At 31.3% G+C, this 12,292-nt stretch carries 15 protein-coding genes; 10 read left to right on the top strand and 5 right to left on the bottom strand.

Features of this window, described 5'->3' with window-relative positions:
* Positions 1 to 78: 78 nt before the first annotated feature.
* Complete coding sequence (locus tag KGF34_RS00170) at positions 79 to 1,275, top strand: ISL3 family transposase (RefSeq protein WP_252559384.1); 1,197 nt, start codon at positions 79 to 81, stop codon at positions 1,273 to 1,275.
* A 159-nt stretch (positions 1,276 to 1,434) separates the two neighbouring features.
* Here KGF34_RS00170 and KGF34_RS00165 read toward each other — a convergent pair whose 3' ends face one another.
* Positions 1,435 to 1,983 (bottom strand): DUF2726 domain-containing protein, encoded by a 549-nt coding sequence (locus tag KGF34_RS00165; protein WP_252559382.1) that lies wholly within the window; start codon positions 1,981 to 1,983, stop codon positions 1,435 to 1,437.
* Between the two features lie 9 nt (positions 1,984 to 1,992).
* Positions 1,993 to 2,268, bottom strand: a complete 276-nt coding sequence (locus KGF34_RS00160; RefSeq protein WP_252559381.1) for a helix-turn-helix transcriptional regulator — start codon at positions 2,266 to 2,268, stop codon at positions 1,993 to 1,995.
* 416 nt (positions 2,269 to 2,684) lie between these two features.
* On the opposite strand from KGF34_RS00160, the gene KGF34_RS00155 reads away from it, so the two are divergent.
* The 9 genes from KGF34_RS00155 to KGF34_RS00115 all read left to right on the top strand — a co-directional run bounded on the left by KGF34_RS00155 (position 2,685) and on the right by KGF34_RS00115 (position 8,540).
* On the top strand, positions 2,685 to 2,990 hold the full coding sequence (locus KGF34_RS00155) for a hypothetical protein (protein WP_252559379.1): 306 nt from the start codon (positions 2,685 to 2,687) through the stop codon (positions 2,988 to 2,990).
* The gene (locus KGF34_RS00150) at positions 2,990 to 3,166 is read left to right on the top strand and encodes a hypothetical protein (RefSeq protein WP_252559377.1); all 177 of its coding nucleotides are present in this window, start codon (positions 2,990 to 2,992) and stop codon (positions 3,164 to 3,166) included. Before KGF34_RS00155 ends, KGF34_RS00150 begins: the two co-directional genes overlap by 1 nt.
* The gene (locus KGF34_RS00145; RefSeq protein WP_252559375.1) at positions 3,153 to 3,293 is read left to right on the top strand and encodes a hypothetical protein; all 141 of its coding nucleotides are present in this window, start codon (positions 3,153 to 3,155) and stop codon (positions 3,291 to 3,293) included. The genes KGF34_RS00150 and KGF34_RS00145 overlap by 14 nt, the downstream gene beginning before the upstream one ends.
* A 157-nt stretch (positions 3,294 to 3,450) precedes the next feature.
* Positions 3,451 to 3,738 (top strand): hypothetical protein, encoded by a 288-nt coding sequence (locus KGF34_RS00140; protein ID WP_252559372.1) that lies wholly within the window; start codon positions 3,451 to 3,453, stop codon positions 3,736 to 3,738.
* Between the two features lie 331 nt (positions 3,739 to 4,069).
* On the top strand, positions 4,070 to 4,792 hold the full coding sequence (locus KGF34_RS00135) for a zonular occludens toxin domain-containing protein (protein ID WP_252559370.1): 723 nt from the start codon (positions 4,070 to 4,072) through the stop codon (positions 4,790 to 4,792).
* Complete coding sequence (locus tag KGF34_RS00130; protein WP_252559369.1) at positions 4,758 to 6,263, top strand: hypothetical protein; 1,506 nt, start codon at positions 4,758 to 4,760, stop codon at positions 6,261 to 6,263. The genes KGF34_RS00135 and KGF34_RS00130 overlap by 35 nt, the downstream gene beginning before the upstream one ends.
* The gene (locus KGF34_RS00125) at positions 6,263 to 6,514 is read left to right on the top strand and encodes a hypothetical protein (protein WP_252559365.1); all 252 of its coding nucleotides are present in this window, start codon (positions 6,263 to 6,265) and stop codon (positions 6,512 to 6,514) included. The genes KGF34_RS00130 and KGF34_RS00125 overlap by 1 nt, the downstream gene beginning before the upstream one ends.
* A 150-nt stretch (positions 6,515 to 6,664) precedes the next feature.
* Positions 6,665 to 7,672: a replication initiation factor domain-containing protein gene (locus KGF34_RS00120; RefSeq protein ID WP_252559362.1), complete on the top strand. Its 1,008-nt coding sequence runs from the start codon at positions 6,665 to 6,667 to the stop codon at positions 7,670 to 7,672.
* Positions 7,659 to 8,540, top strand: coding sequence for a tyrosine-type recombinase/integrase (locus KGF34_RS00115; protein ID WP_252559355.1), 882 nt, complete (start codon positions 7,659 to 7,661; stop codon positions 8,538 to 8,540). Before KGF34_RS00120 ends, KGF34_RS00115 begins: the two co-directional genes overlap by 14 nt.
* A 173-nt stretch (positions 8,541 to 8,713) precedes the next feature.
* Here KGF34_RS00115 and KGF34_RS00110 read toward each other — a convergent pair whose 3' ends face one another.
* The 3 genes from KGF34_RS00110 to KGF34_RS00100 all read right to left on the bottom strand — a co-directional run bounded on the left by KGF34_RS00110 (position 8,714) and on the right by KGF34_RS00100 (position 12,215).
* Positions 8,714 to 9,907, bottom strand: coding sequence for a hypothetical protein (locus tag KGF34_RS00110; RefSeq protein ID WP_252559349.1), 1,194 nt, complete (start codon positions 9,905 to 9,907; stop codon positions 8,714 to 8,716).
* A 25-nt stretch (positions 9,908 to 9,932) separates the two neighbouring features.
* Positions 9,933 to 11,021: a hypothetical protein gene (locus KGF34_RS00105; RefSeq protein WP_252559337.1), complete on the bottom strand. Its 1,089-nt coding sequence runs from the start codon at positions 11,019 to 11,021 to the stop codon at positions 9,933 to 9,935.
* A gap of 114 nt (positions 11,022 to 11,135) precedes the next feature.
* Positions 11,136 to 12,215 carry a hypothetical protein gene (locus tag KGF34_RS00100; protein ID WP_252559335.1) on the bottom strand — a complete coding sequence of 360 codons (1,080 nt, stop codon included), beginning with the start codon at positions 12,213 to 12,215 and terminating at the stop codon, positions 11,136 to 11,138.
* Positions 12,216 to 12,292 lie beyond the last annotated feature (77 nt).

Below are 12,292 nucleotides of genomic sequence, written 5' to 3'. Positions count from 1 at the left end.
TTTTAAAAAAAGTAGAGCATATTTGTCTAAAATCCGTTAAAATGGAATTGACTAGAAACCAGAAACGGAGGAACAAATATGCTCTACAAATATTTTACCGAAAAACTCTTAGGATTGCAAGATGTTGATATAGAAAAAATTGAAGAAATTGATAATTCAATCCATATTAACTGCCGGTTAAAACGAAAACCTCACAAATGTCCTTATTTAACTGATAAGGTTCACGATTATCGTGAACAGCCTATAAAGGATATTCCTGCCTTTGGCAAGCACATCTTTATTCATCTTTATAAGCGTCGATATCGTTGCTCCTGTGGCAAGCGTTTCCCTGAAAATGTCGATTTCCTCCCTCGTTATCATCGTATGACTAACAGATTGTCTTTGTATATCATTGACAAATTGAGAAATGAAGTTTCTTTTTCAAGCGTTGCAAGAGAGGTTAACCTCTCTGTAAGCTCCGTAATCAGGGTTTTTGATTTAGTTTCCTACGCTCCTAAAAAGCTCCCATCTGCTATTTCTATTGATGAATTTAAAGGCAATACGAACAGTGAAAAGTATCAATGTATTCTCACCGATCCTGTCAACAAGGTTGTTTTGGACATTCTTCCAAAAAGATATGCGCATTTCCTAACTGAGTATTTTAACCATTTTGATAAGTCACAGCGTGACAAGGTTCAGTTTTTTGTCAGTGATATGTGGAAACCCTACTCTAATATTTCTTCTGTGTGGTTTAAAAATGCCTCACAGATTGTTGATAAATACCATTGGATACGGCAAGTTATCTGGGCTTTTGAGGCTGTTCGTAAGCAGGAACAAAAGAAATTCAGCAAATCTCATCGCAGATACTTCAAGCAATCAAGACAGCTTTTACTAAAAAGATTTGACCTCCTTTCTGACGAACAAAAACAACAGGTAAATGTTATGCTTTTTACTTCTCCAACTCTTTCTACTGCTCATTTTTACAAAGAGGATTTCCTTAAAATCCTTGATTGCAAAGACCGACAGTCTGCAAAAACAGCTTTTTCTGATTGGATAAATTCTGCTTTAGACTGTGGTATTGCACAATTTGTAAAATGTGCTAACTCTATGCTCAATTGGCTTCCAGGTATTCTGAATTCTTTTTCTTCTGCTATCACCAACGGTTTTACCGAAGGCTGCAACAACAAGATTAAGGTACTTAAGCGTAATGCTTATGGTTACAGAAATTTTAAGCGTTTCCGTAACCGTATTTTACATATGTTTTCTCACCAAATGCAAAAACAAGCGATAGCTTGATTTACTATCGCTTGTTCGTTTCAATTCTTCTTTTTCGGGTTTACCCCAACTATTGACATAGAGCCGACAAAAAACTTTTAGATAACAAAAAAACAGAGTAGCTATAAAAACTACTCTGTTATGGCTCCCCCAACTGGGCTCGAACCAGTGACATCATGATTAACAGTTTGAATTTGCTAAAATAGTTTGTAACTGTTCTTCAACTGTTCCTATTCCCTTGCACCTTATAAGAGGTATATTAATCTGTTCAAAAAGTTTGTTTTTAAATTCGTCTTTTTCGTTGCTGTGGCTGTTATCGTCAAGCTCTATTGCAACTACAATTTTCAAAGTTTCTTTATCAAGCAATAAAAAATCAATATGCTTTGACCGGATTTTTGCAAAATACTTCATATAGTCCGATTTACTTGTCACTTCCACAAAGTCAGCAAGCCGAACCTTTGCAAGCGGTATTAAATTTTTTTCTTCTGAAATCTTCTGTAGCTGCTTATAAAAGTAAAATTCATTCTTCGTAAACAGGTATTTTCTTCTGTAAAAACTATAGATTTCTTCTTCCGGCTCTACTGCTCCGGTAGAGTTAAGCGTTGCGTCAGCGCCGTTACTATTACTTTTATGTAGTTTTTCGTTCGTTTTTTTATTTCTCACAAGCTGTGAAGCAATTTCCAAGACTATTATTATAATTCCTATAACAATCAATATTCCCCAGTTCATTTCTACACCTTATTTCATCTCTATTTTATTTATCTTGTTTTTACCCGATATATTTAATTGATTTTTGATCCAATACGGTTTTTCATCTTTAGTAAGTCCCAGTATGTAATCAGTTGAAACATTAAAGTATTTTGCATATTTGATTAAAAAGTCATAAGGTGGTTCATTTCTTCCGCTTTCCCAATTTGATATCGTTCTTTGCGTAGTGTTTAATATATTTGCAAGCTCTGTTTGTGTTAAAGCTCTGTCTTTTCTTAATTCTTGTAAAATTTCGTTATATTTCATAGTAACATTACACCTTTTTATTTTATTTTACCATAGCCCGAATATTTCTATTGACTTTTAGCCCAAAAACTGCTATATTATAATTAGCCCGAAAAGGGCTATACAAGTAAAAAGGGGACATTAAAATGAAATATATTGCACATTGTAAACTAAAAAACTTTACCACTTCTAATTTACAAATATTATTTGATTTTATAAATTTAATTGAATTTTATTCTGATGATTACGGCGACTTAATATTTATTGAGTCAATTCTAGAATAATCACTCGGTTTAGGCAACATAAAAAAGACACAAATTAGAGCTATTCTCCCGGTATGCATAACGGAGTATGTAACACTACGATTTTTAAGTTACTTAATGTCAAGTCTTTCCGAGTGTCCCATAAAAACTTAAAATAACAAAGGAGTGAACAAGATGATCGAATTAAAAAAAGTATTAGGCTATAAGATTGGCGACTTTAAAACAGATGACGGCGAAATGCTCCATTATATTCATTTATACTGTGCTTTTCCAAAAGATGATGTAGTAGGACTTGCAGTTGAAACATTTAAGGTAGCTACTGATGATGTTCTTGATGATGTTAAATTCGGCGACTATGTAGAGCTTTATTTTAATGATAAAAAGCGTGTAGTTCTGATTAACAAAATTCCTGCAACTGATGATATTAAAGCAGCTTTCTACGATTCAGAACAAAGCATTGACAATTTGGAGGATAAGTAATGAACAGTATTATTTATTTTGGCTGTGGCATAGGTTTTGCATATCTTCTTAAAGTGCTGAAAAGCAAGAAAAACAAAGATTTCAAATGCGGTGATGAAGATGTATGTTCAAATTGTAAGTTTCATTCTGTTGTTATTGACTCAATATCAGAGGTAGAAACAAATGGCAACGATTGATGAACTTGTAACAAGCATAAACAATCAAAACGATATTATTTTGCAAGGTTTTATTGTAGTTGTAGCTATACTTGCAATTGTTATCGGACTTATAACCGCAAAGGCATTTTCTTTTTGGAAGTGGTAAAAATGAATTATGTAGTCGAAATTATGTCTTTGTTTCCATACGGTTTTGGAGCAGGATTTATAATCTATACTTGTTTAAGTTTACTAAGCATTGGAATTTATAAGGCTATTGGTCTTCTTAATTTCAAAGCTTGATATATAAGAAAGGAGTTTTTTTCATGAGTAAAGTAAAAAGTTTTCTTAAGCGACACAGCAAGAAGTTTGTAGCTGTTGCATCTGCTTCTATGATTGCTGCAGTATCTGCAATTTCTTCATTTGCTGCCGAAAACGGTACACCTGTAAGCTCATCAGATATGCAAAGTAGTTTTTCTACCGCTATTTCTTCAATTCAGAGTGATGTAATGGGCTACATTATGCTTGCTATTCCTGTTGGTTTGGCAATTTTCGGTGCAATTATCGCAATCAAGAAAGGCATTTCATTCGTTCGCAGTCTGATTGGTCGTTAATTATGTTTACCTCTCAACAATTTAGGGGCAGGGTTTAAAATGCCCTGCTCCTATTGTTTTGTATTTAGCTTTTAGATTGTGAGGTCCGTCGGGGACATATATTATATTTTTTGTAACTATCCTCTGAAAAAAGTTTTATAAAAAAGTGCTTGCAGTCTTTACTCGAAAAAATCAAGTGATACAATTTTATAGCCGAGTGACTTAAATTTAAGTTTTAGCTTTTGAGTTGCTCGGCAACATAAAGCTATCACTTGATTTTGTAGAGTCAAGACCCAGCTTGCTGGCTTTTTTATAAAAGTTTTTTCAGACACGCAAAAAAGGGGACATAAAAATGGCTATTTCGTTGTACAGCGGTACACCTGGTTCATATAAAAGTTATCATGCAACTGAAGATATTATTAAATGGCTTATGCGTGGTAAAAATGTAATTGCAAATTTTCCTGTTGATGCTAAAAAATATAATAGTAAAAGAAAACTTGGTAAGTTTATTTTTTTGACAAATACTGAACTTACAGTTTCATTCTTACTTGACTTTGCTAAAGCAAATCATAGTCCGGGGTTAAAGCCACAAACCCTTGTTGTTATTGATGAGGCAAGTATATTATTCAATCCCAGACAATTCGAGCGAAAAGATCGCATGGAATGGGTTAATTTTTTCGCAAATCATCGGCATTTTAATTATGAGTTTATTTTAATTGCTCAACAAGACCGTATGCTTGATAGACAGATAAGAGGTTTATTAGAGTACGACTACAAACATAGAGCATTGAAAAATTGGAATTTAGCATTTGCATTACTTTCGCTCGCTTGTAAAGGTTTATATCATGTTGTTGAGTATTGGTATCCGTGCAAAATCAAGACTGCAACACATTTAAAAAAATTCAGTCAGCGGGTAGCTAACTGCTATGACACAATGGCATTATTTAAATTTTCTGATGATAAGAAATCAGATGTACAAAACAAAACTAATTTAAAATCAAGCTTTTTTGATAAATCAAAGATTAAGGAGGCTTTTAACAATGAACAGAGTGTTAAAGTATCTGAAAAAACATAAAATTTGCAAGAAGTTGTTGTCATTGTTATTGTGCCTCTTAACTGTTGTGTGTTTCGGCGGTGTGCTTGAACCGGTTAATGCTGTCGCCGGAGTTGATGACGCTATTCTTTTTTTCCTCGGTGCTTTTCTTGTTTGCTGCGGAATGACATTTACATCTACAAGTGCAATATCGACTGCAGCACAAAATTTTTATGATTCGTCGCCTGCTGATGTTCAAGATATTATAGATTATAATGCTCATCAAGTTGAAGTTGATTCAGCTTTAGGAAATGGTTTTATTGCTGTTATAAAGTCCGAATGGAAAGCGTTAATAGATGAGTTCGTAAGACAGTTTCCGCAATACTGCAATATTGATTTAGATTATAGTAATATAGTTAAAAATCAATTAACCGAAGATACTTTTTTCAAGACACTTGCAGCTGGCACTGTAGTCAATATATCGAATCCTTGGAAGCGTGATACTAATATTTTTATTCAGACATCTGCTTATACTACATTAAGTTTTTACGGTATGGATACACTAAGAAAAGTATATGGTTCTAAGCTTTATAATCAAATTACTCAACATAGTTCAAATTTTCAAATTGAGAATAATACTCAATTCGCTGTATTAAGTGTTCCGGCTCTTGATTTATCTGAAATATTACTTATTGGATATAATAACTTTGATACAAGTATAGATTGTCCTTTGTTTTATTTAAGTAATTATTCTGATGTTCTTATTAAAGGTGTTCAAGTTGGTGCTATTGGCTCTTATTCTTTACTTTTATATAAAAACGAAATTTGTCAAGCTTCTTATGATTCTGCATCACAATCTTATACACTTACTACTTCTGGTGGTAATGTAATTAGTCAATGGCTTGCTGATGATGTCATTAGCAGTAATGATAATCTTATTAATTGTGATGATTTAACAATTTGTAAACAAGATTTAACACGACTTCTTCTTGGTGAAGATGTGTTCTCTGTAGGTGTTGACGCTGCACACCTTCCCGGCATTGACTCTTTCCCCTCTACTGCTGATGATATAACTGATGTTGGCACTTACCCTGACAGTATTGGTATCAGTGTTCCACAGGACTTGACAGATACAATCTCAAAGACCGCAGAAGATATTAGAACAGTTGATAAAGACAAAACAGATACTAAAGACGACACAAAAGAAGATCCTGACACCAAACCGAACAAGCCTTCAATTCCTGGTTTGAGCTTGCCGGAAATCCTCTTTAAAGAAAAATTTCCGTTCTGCTTGCCGTGGGATGTTTACAATGTTTTTGCTAATCTTGTAGCTGAACCCGAAGCACCTGTTTTTTCTATTCCATTTAAATTTGAAAGATTAGGTATTGACTATGAATTTACTATTGATTTATCTGAATTTGAAGATATTGCAAAAATATCAAGATTTTTTAGTAGTATAGCATTTGTAATTTTTTTAATATTAGCAAGCCGTAAGCTTATAGGTGCAGAATAATGGAAATTTTTGGCGAAATTTGGAATTGGATATGTGACACGCTATATGACTTGTTAAAAAGCATAATAGATTTACTTCCTGATAGCCCATTTACTATGCTTTCAAATTCACCGATAGCTGATTATTTACCTTATATCAATTATTTTGTTGATTTTGAATTTATAGTAAATACTCTGTTATTGTGGCTTATAGCTGTTGCTGGCTATTACACATATAGCGTAATTTTAAGAATGATAAAAACTATTGATTAAGGGGTGGCGGTTTCACCGCCGGGGTTCCCTAAATCAATAGTTTTTATAAAAAGAAAATTGGCGAAATTTTGTTAGTTTCGCCGTGCGCAGCGGGCTAACAGCTGTGCACAACCTACATTTATAGCATAATTTTTTTAAGGGGACGATTTTATGAACGCACATATTTTAGATTATCAAAATAATAAGATTATATTTGACTGGTTATCTTTTACAGATAATATATCAAGTCCGTTTGATATAATTGAATTATTAGGAATGCAGGATTGTCCTTTTCAAGAAATTGGCGGTATTCGTGGTATTCAAGGATTTCAGAGTAGATTATATTTCAACTCTATCTCAATACATTATGACGGGTTTAAAGGTTATGTATGGGTTGAAATGTCAGGTCAAGGTTGCAGAGCATTTGAAGAATTAGGTCACGGAAATTATAAGAAGATTTTTGATTATATTCTTGCAAACCCTGATGATGTAAATATAACTCGCTTAGACATAGCTTATGATGATTTCCGTGGCTATCTTAATATTGAAAAAATAGCAGATGATACAGAGAAAGGAAATTTTGTATCAAGATTTGATGATGCAGAAGTTATTCGATCCATTAAGAAATCTCGTGAACAGAAAGGTATATCTGTTACACACGGTTCTATGCGTTCAAATATCTTTATTCGTATATATGATAAAGCAGTAGAGCGTAATCGTTCATCTGAAATACCTCATTGGATAAGATGTGAAATGCAGTTAAGGCGTGAGAGAGCTTTTGAATTTATAAGATTATATATGTGCGAAGATGAAACAATAGATCATTTATACTTTATAGTACTAAATCATTATTTGCGATATGTTGAGCAATTCGGCAACGATAAAAATAAATGGCGTTGGGATATAGCAAGTCATTGGTTGCAATTTTCTACATCTGTAACATCTGAATCTAAATCATTGTTTGTTACTGTCGGTCTTGATTATAATGCTCTTAAACTCAATAGTTATGTAGAAAATCATTGTGCTGGTTTTATTTATACTTATCTTCAAATTAATTCTATTGATAAGCTTCTTGAAGTAACTGATAAATTTAAAGCTAAACTTAATCCAAAATATAAGCTATTGCTTGCAGAGGACAAGGCATATAAGGAGAAAATTTCAGAAAATGAATGTGCTTAGTGCTTACAACGAATTTATGCAGGAACAAAAATTTAGAGGAAACTCTAATTATACGCTTGACTATTACAAACGCTCATTAAAAATGTTTTTGAATTTTTGTGGAAATGATATGGATATTGAGGATATTGATGTAGTATTGTTTAAATCATATCAATTATATATATCAGAAAATCTTAATATTAATAGAGTTTCTGTTCGTACATATGCCCGAGCTGTCAAAGTATTTCTGCGTTGGCTGTATTTTGAAGAATACATTGATATTGATGTAAATAAATTACTGCTTATGAAAGCAAATAAGGATATTATTGTTCCTTTATCAGATGATGAAATTAAATCTTTACTTAATGTCTATGATAATTCTTCATTTTTAAAATGTAGGAATAGATGTATTATTATGCTTATGCTTGATTGTGGACTTAGACTTGGAGAAATCGTAAATTTAAAGATTACTGATATAGATTTAAAAAATCGTTTTCTTATAATCAATGGTAAAGGAGCAAAACAAAGATTAGTTCCATTTGGCACCACAGTTTTTAAGCAGTTTATAATATATAATAATTATCGCAATAACATTAACACAGATTTAGACAGTTTATTCCTTACACAAAGAAAAGTAGCTTTAACACACAATTCAATTAAAATGCTTTTTGCGAGAATTAAAAAAACAAATGGATTACAGAGAGTTTATCCTCATTTACTTAGGCATACATTTGCAACAAATTTTATTTATCAAGGTGGTAATCTTGAAGTGCTGCGTGTGCTCATGGGGCACTCAACAATTAATATTACTCAAATTTACATACATTTAGCAGCTCAAAAACATTTACTTAATGACAGCTATCAGAGCGACCTTGACCGTTTACTCTGATGTGTAAAACTGACATCATAACTTTTAAAATTGAGCAAAAGAAAACAGAGTAGCTATAAAAACTACTCTGTTATGGCTCCCCCAACTGGGCTCGAACCAGTGACATCATGATTAACAGTCATGCGCTCTGGCGAGTGTAGGGAAAAACATCAAAACATCGATATAAACTTTATCTAAATTCTATTTTTTCTAATAGTAAAAATATTAATTAATACTGATAATAAAATTGGGGAAAGACTTACTATAAGTTTAGCCAAAAATCCATTTTGTTCTATATTAACACCAAATAATAACATAATACATAGAGCAACCGATATAATTATAGCACTTAAATTAGGTAAAATATACCTATCAAAAAATTGTGATAAAGTTGCTTGTTCCCACCACACTTCAATATTTTTTGTAATGAATTCGTGTATCTGCTCTACTTCATTACAAAGAATAAGATATTTACATTCATCTCTTATTAAGTCTATTTTTTCTTTTATTCTTTGTACGGAAATTATCTGATTAAATGAATTATATCGGTTGTAACAATTATCAATTAACTTTTGCAGAGAAGTATATTTCTCTCTTAATTCTTCATCATCCATTGATATTCTTTGATTCAATTCTAACATACATGTTCTGAATAATATTTCAGATTTTTCAGAATATAAAGCAATTTCTAACTTTAATATTAATTCTAATATGGTTTTATACTTACACATTTCAGAACTATCACTAGGTTTAAAACTTATAAGTTGATTAATAAATCTTTGAAATTTTTGGTATTTATCGTTATGTAACAATTTGCGCGGCATAGCCGTCAATTCGCTCCATATGTCTGCACGCATTGGTGGATTATCTAAATGGAAAGATATCCTATGATTTTCTTTTTTAGAAAAATCATTTTGGAAAACCACCAAAGTAATTAAACTACATCGTTCAACTTTACCGTCCTTTTTTACTGTAATAGGTAGCTTGATTTTCTTTTTAGTAGGGTTGTTTATTGCTATTAACAACATCCCTTTCCAGCCTGGATCCAATGTTGTAGATACATTTCCTAATCCTTTTGCGGAATTACGAACACGAGAATGAAATGTTCCCGCAATCTTGCTATCTGTCTGAATATATTCATATGATAATATTAATACAGTATCATTTGGATTAATGTAAGTATAGCTGCCTTCTTCACTGTCAAAAATCATTTGCGGAACACCTTTTTTTATTGAATAAACTAAATTTGAAGGAGAAATATTATATCCAATTCCTTTCGCTTTTTGATCATTGAACGGAGCAATTAATATCCCCTGATGGTTCTTTCTGCATTCAATAATATCAGGTGCTATAAGCATGGCACTAAACTTTTTTCTGTTATTTTTCATAAAATCACTTCTATCATAAAAATTGTCATTTTACAACTATATTTTCAGTTTTGTCACCCAACCATAGTTCATGCTCATCTTTAAGAGGAAGCAAAGGAGTATACAACTGCATATAGGCTCTGCCGATAGCACCAGTAAACAATATAAATTCAGGTCTGCTTTCGTTGCTTCCTGCGCATAAAACATGTTTATATGATATTCCAGAATAAGGTTCTATATAGTAGATTTTAGATATCTCCATATATTTTGCTTTTTTAGAGCACAATTCACACGGACTTGATGTCGTAAATAAACAACCGCCTTTTACAAGTATTTTTCCAGTTGGTCCTAAATTTAGAAAAGCAGTTTCTTCGGCATGAAGCGAACGTGGATGAACTTGATTCTGCTTGTTAGTAATTTTATTATATAAATCCTTAAAGCAATAGTAGGGCAGCTTTCCATTTTTGTATAAATTATTTTCAGAAGTGTATACTTCTTCAACATTCTTTTTGATTCTGTTCATCAACTCTTCGTTATCATCATTTTCATAATCACTATATGTCTCAACAGACCAATGATTTATAAGTTCCTTTAAATTTCTATAGGAACAAGGTATCTGATCTTCAGGTTGTTGATTCCAACCTATAGACAACAAATGATAATCTTTATCAGTAATAACCGCACCAACCTGTCTTGAAATACAACCGGAATTTAATTTAGCAGTATATGCAATTTGCATACATCTTTCTAAATGCGTTGGTAATATTAAGCCAGGATGCATGGCAAGTGATACATATTTAATCAATTCATATTTTATTTTGAGACGTGAAGCATTATCTTTTATATTATTGATAAATATATCTGCAGAATCTAAACAGCTCGAAACATTTTGAAGAATAAAAGGTAAAACATTATTTAACTTAAGCTCAACAATTTGAGTTACAATTTTTGTTGCGATATATCCATTGTTTTCTGAAAATTCGGATTTTTTCTCAGAATCCACATATTCTTTACATATCTTTTTAAAATATGATAGAGTTTCAATTGTATCTATTTCTTTTACTTGATCCCGATTTAATCCTTTATGCTCCAAACGTTTTTTTCTTTCGTCGTCCTCTGTATATATTCCAAGCAAATAATAGTTGCTGTATCTTTGTTTAAGAAACAATGATTCAAATGGATTTTTTATTGAATCTATAACAACTAAAGTATGCTTATTATGTTTATTTTTAGAATCATTAGATTCAATTTATTTAGCTTGAAAAGATATTAATTTGTTACACCAAATTGTATTATAGCTACTTAATAATTTTATTGCTATATTAATATCCTCCGCAATATAAACATAACCGTTTTCTTCAAAATGCACATCACCGATTAAATACGGTTTTTTACAAATTCTTAAATTTATTCCAAGCATCTGCATTGCTAATATTGGTAAACTTTTGGAATACTTTTTTATTTCATCCCAAAATTCATGAACCACTATCGGTAAAAAATCATAAATATAACGCCTTAATATCCAAAAATATAACGGATTTTTAAATGTGGTTTTATTCAACCTTTTATCTTTGTATACCATAAACATTTTATACAAATCTTTGTTTTCAATCCAAATACATGTGCCATCTTGATAATACTCAATTTTATCACCTGTACCGTCCAATTCAAATGTCTTTGCCTCACTTATCATACATTCTTTATCATGATATTCATTAATATCACTATCAATATTAATTGTGAATTTTTCTTGAAAATCTTTATCTGGTAAATTATTTAGGTATTCTCCAATTAATTCATTATCACCAGGATCTAATTTAAACCATTCTGCAAAATTAAAATACATTTTTAGTTTAAAAAATTTTTCACGAATTATATTTAATGTCTCATTTTTATTGGAAGCTATTTTTTCACATAAACCCACAAGAAAATTCAATAATTCTTCTTCACTTTTTTGTAATACAGTAGCAGTAATTAAAGCACTCACTTTTATTCTATAAAAATGTCTCCAATTTACTTTTGCAAAGTTATATAATATACGATATTCATGTTCATTATACAGATTATTGTGTATTGAACCAGGTGTAGACAGAAAAAGCCTTTCAAAATCTTGTTGACATATTTTAGAAACAGTTGATGAGCCAGAACCAGTTTTACCACAAAGACCTATAACTATAAAATCCTCTTGTGAAGTGTACAAATTATTTATAATCTTATAATGAATCGGTTTCTCAACTTCATTATTTCTAATTACATCTGTTTCAGCATTCTTTGAAGTACTGAAACCTTCGTTCTTTAACTGTTTAGAATTTATAGATAGTTTTTCCATTGTTAATATCTCCTTTCTTCATATTCTTATTTTTTAACAAATTGAATTTAATTCATCATTTTATTTAAAACCAATAT

Origin of the sequence: Ruminococcus sp. FMBCY1 (assembly GCF_023921805.1) — a bacterium.
GTDB classification, from domain to species: domain Bacteria; phylum Bacillota; class Clostridia; order Oscillospirales; family Acutalibacteraceae; genus Ruminococcoides; species Ruminococcoides intestinale_A.
Note: the sequence above shows the minus strand (reverse complement) of the source record. Positions and strands in the feature narration are given on the sequence as shown.

What these genes read in the sequence shown, in the direction of transcription:
- KGF34_RS00170 (WP_252559384.1), top strand. Translation starts at nt 79, where the DNA reads ATGCTCTACAAATATTTTACCGAAAAACTCTTAGGATTGCAAGATGTT.
- KGF34_RS00165 (WP_252559382.1), bottom strand. Translation starts at nt 1,983, where the DNA reads ATGAACTGGGGAATATTGATTGTTATAGGAATTATAATAATAGTCTTG.
- KGF34_RS00160 (WP_252559381.1), bottom strand. Translation starts at nt 2,268, where the DNA reads ATGAAATATAACGAAATTTTACAAGAATTAAGAAAAGACAGAGCTTTA.
- KGF34_RS00155 (WP_252559379.1), top strand. Translation starts at nt 2,685, where the DNA reads ATGATCGAATTAAAAAAAGTATTAGGCTATAAGATTGGCGACTTTAAA.
- KGF34_RS00150 (WP_252559377.1), top strand. Translation starts at nt 2,990, where the DNA reads ATGAACAGTATTATTTATTTTGGCTGTGGCATAGGTTTTGCATATCTT.
- KGF34_RS00145 (WP_252559375.1), top strand. Translation starts at nt 3,153, where the DNA reads ATGGCAACGATTGATGAACTTGTAACAAGCATAAACAATCAAAACGAT.
- KGF34_RS00140 (WP_252559372.1), top strand. Translation starts at nt 3,451, where the DNA reads ATGAGTAAAGTAAAAAGTTTTCTTAAGCGACACAGCAAGAAGTTTGTA.
- KGF34_RS00135 (WP_252559370.1), top strand. Translation starts at nt 4,070, where the DNA reads ATGGCTATTTCGTTGTACAGCGGTACACCTGGTTCATATAAAAGTTAT.
- KGF34_RS00130 (WP_252559369.1), top strand. Translation starts at nt 4,758, where the DNA reads ATGAACAGAGTGTTAAAGTATCTGAAAAAACATAAAATTTGCAAGAAG.
- KGF34_RS00125 (WP_252559365.1), top strand. Translation starts at nt 6,263, where the DNA reads ATGGAAATTTTTGGCGAAATTTGGAATTGGATATGTGACACGCTATAT.
- KGF34_RS00120 (WP_252559362.1), top strand. Translation starts at nt 6,665, where the DNA reads ATGAACGCACATATTTTAGATTATCAAAATAATAAGATTATATTTGAC.
- KGF34_RS00115 (WP_252559355.1), top strand. Translation starts at nt 7,659, where the DNA reads ATGAATGTGCTTAGTGCTTACAACGAATTTATGCAGGAACAAAAATTT.
- KGF34_RS00110 (WP_252559349.1), bottom strand. Translation starts at nt 9,907, where the DNA reads ATGAAAAATAACAGAAAAAAGTTTAGTGCCATGCTTATAGCACCTGAT.
- KGF34_RS00100 (WP_252559335.1), bottom strand. Translation starts at nt 12,215, where the DNA reads ATGGAAAAACTATCTATAAATTCTAAACAGTTAAAGAACGAAGGTTTC.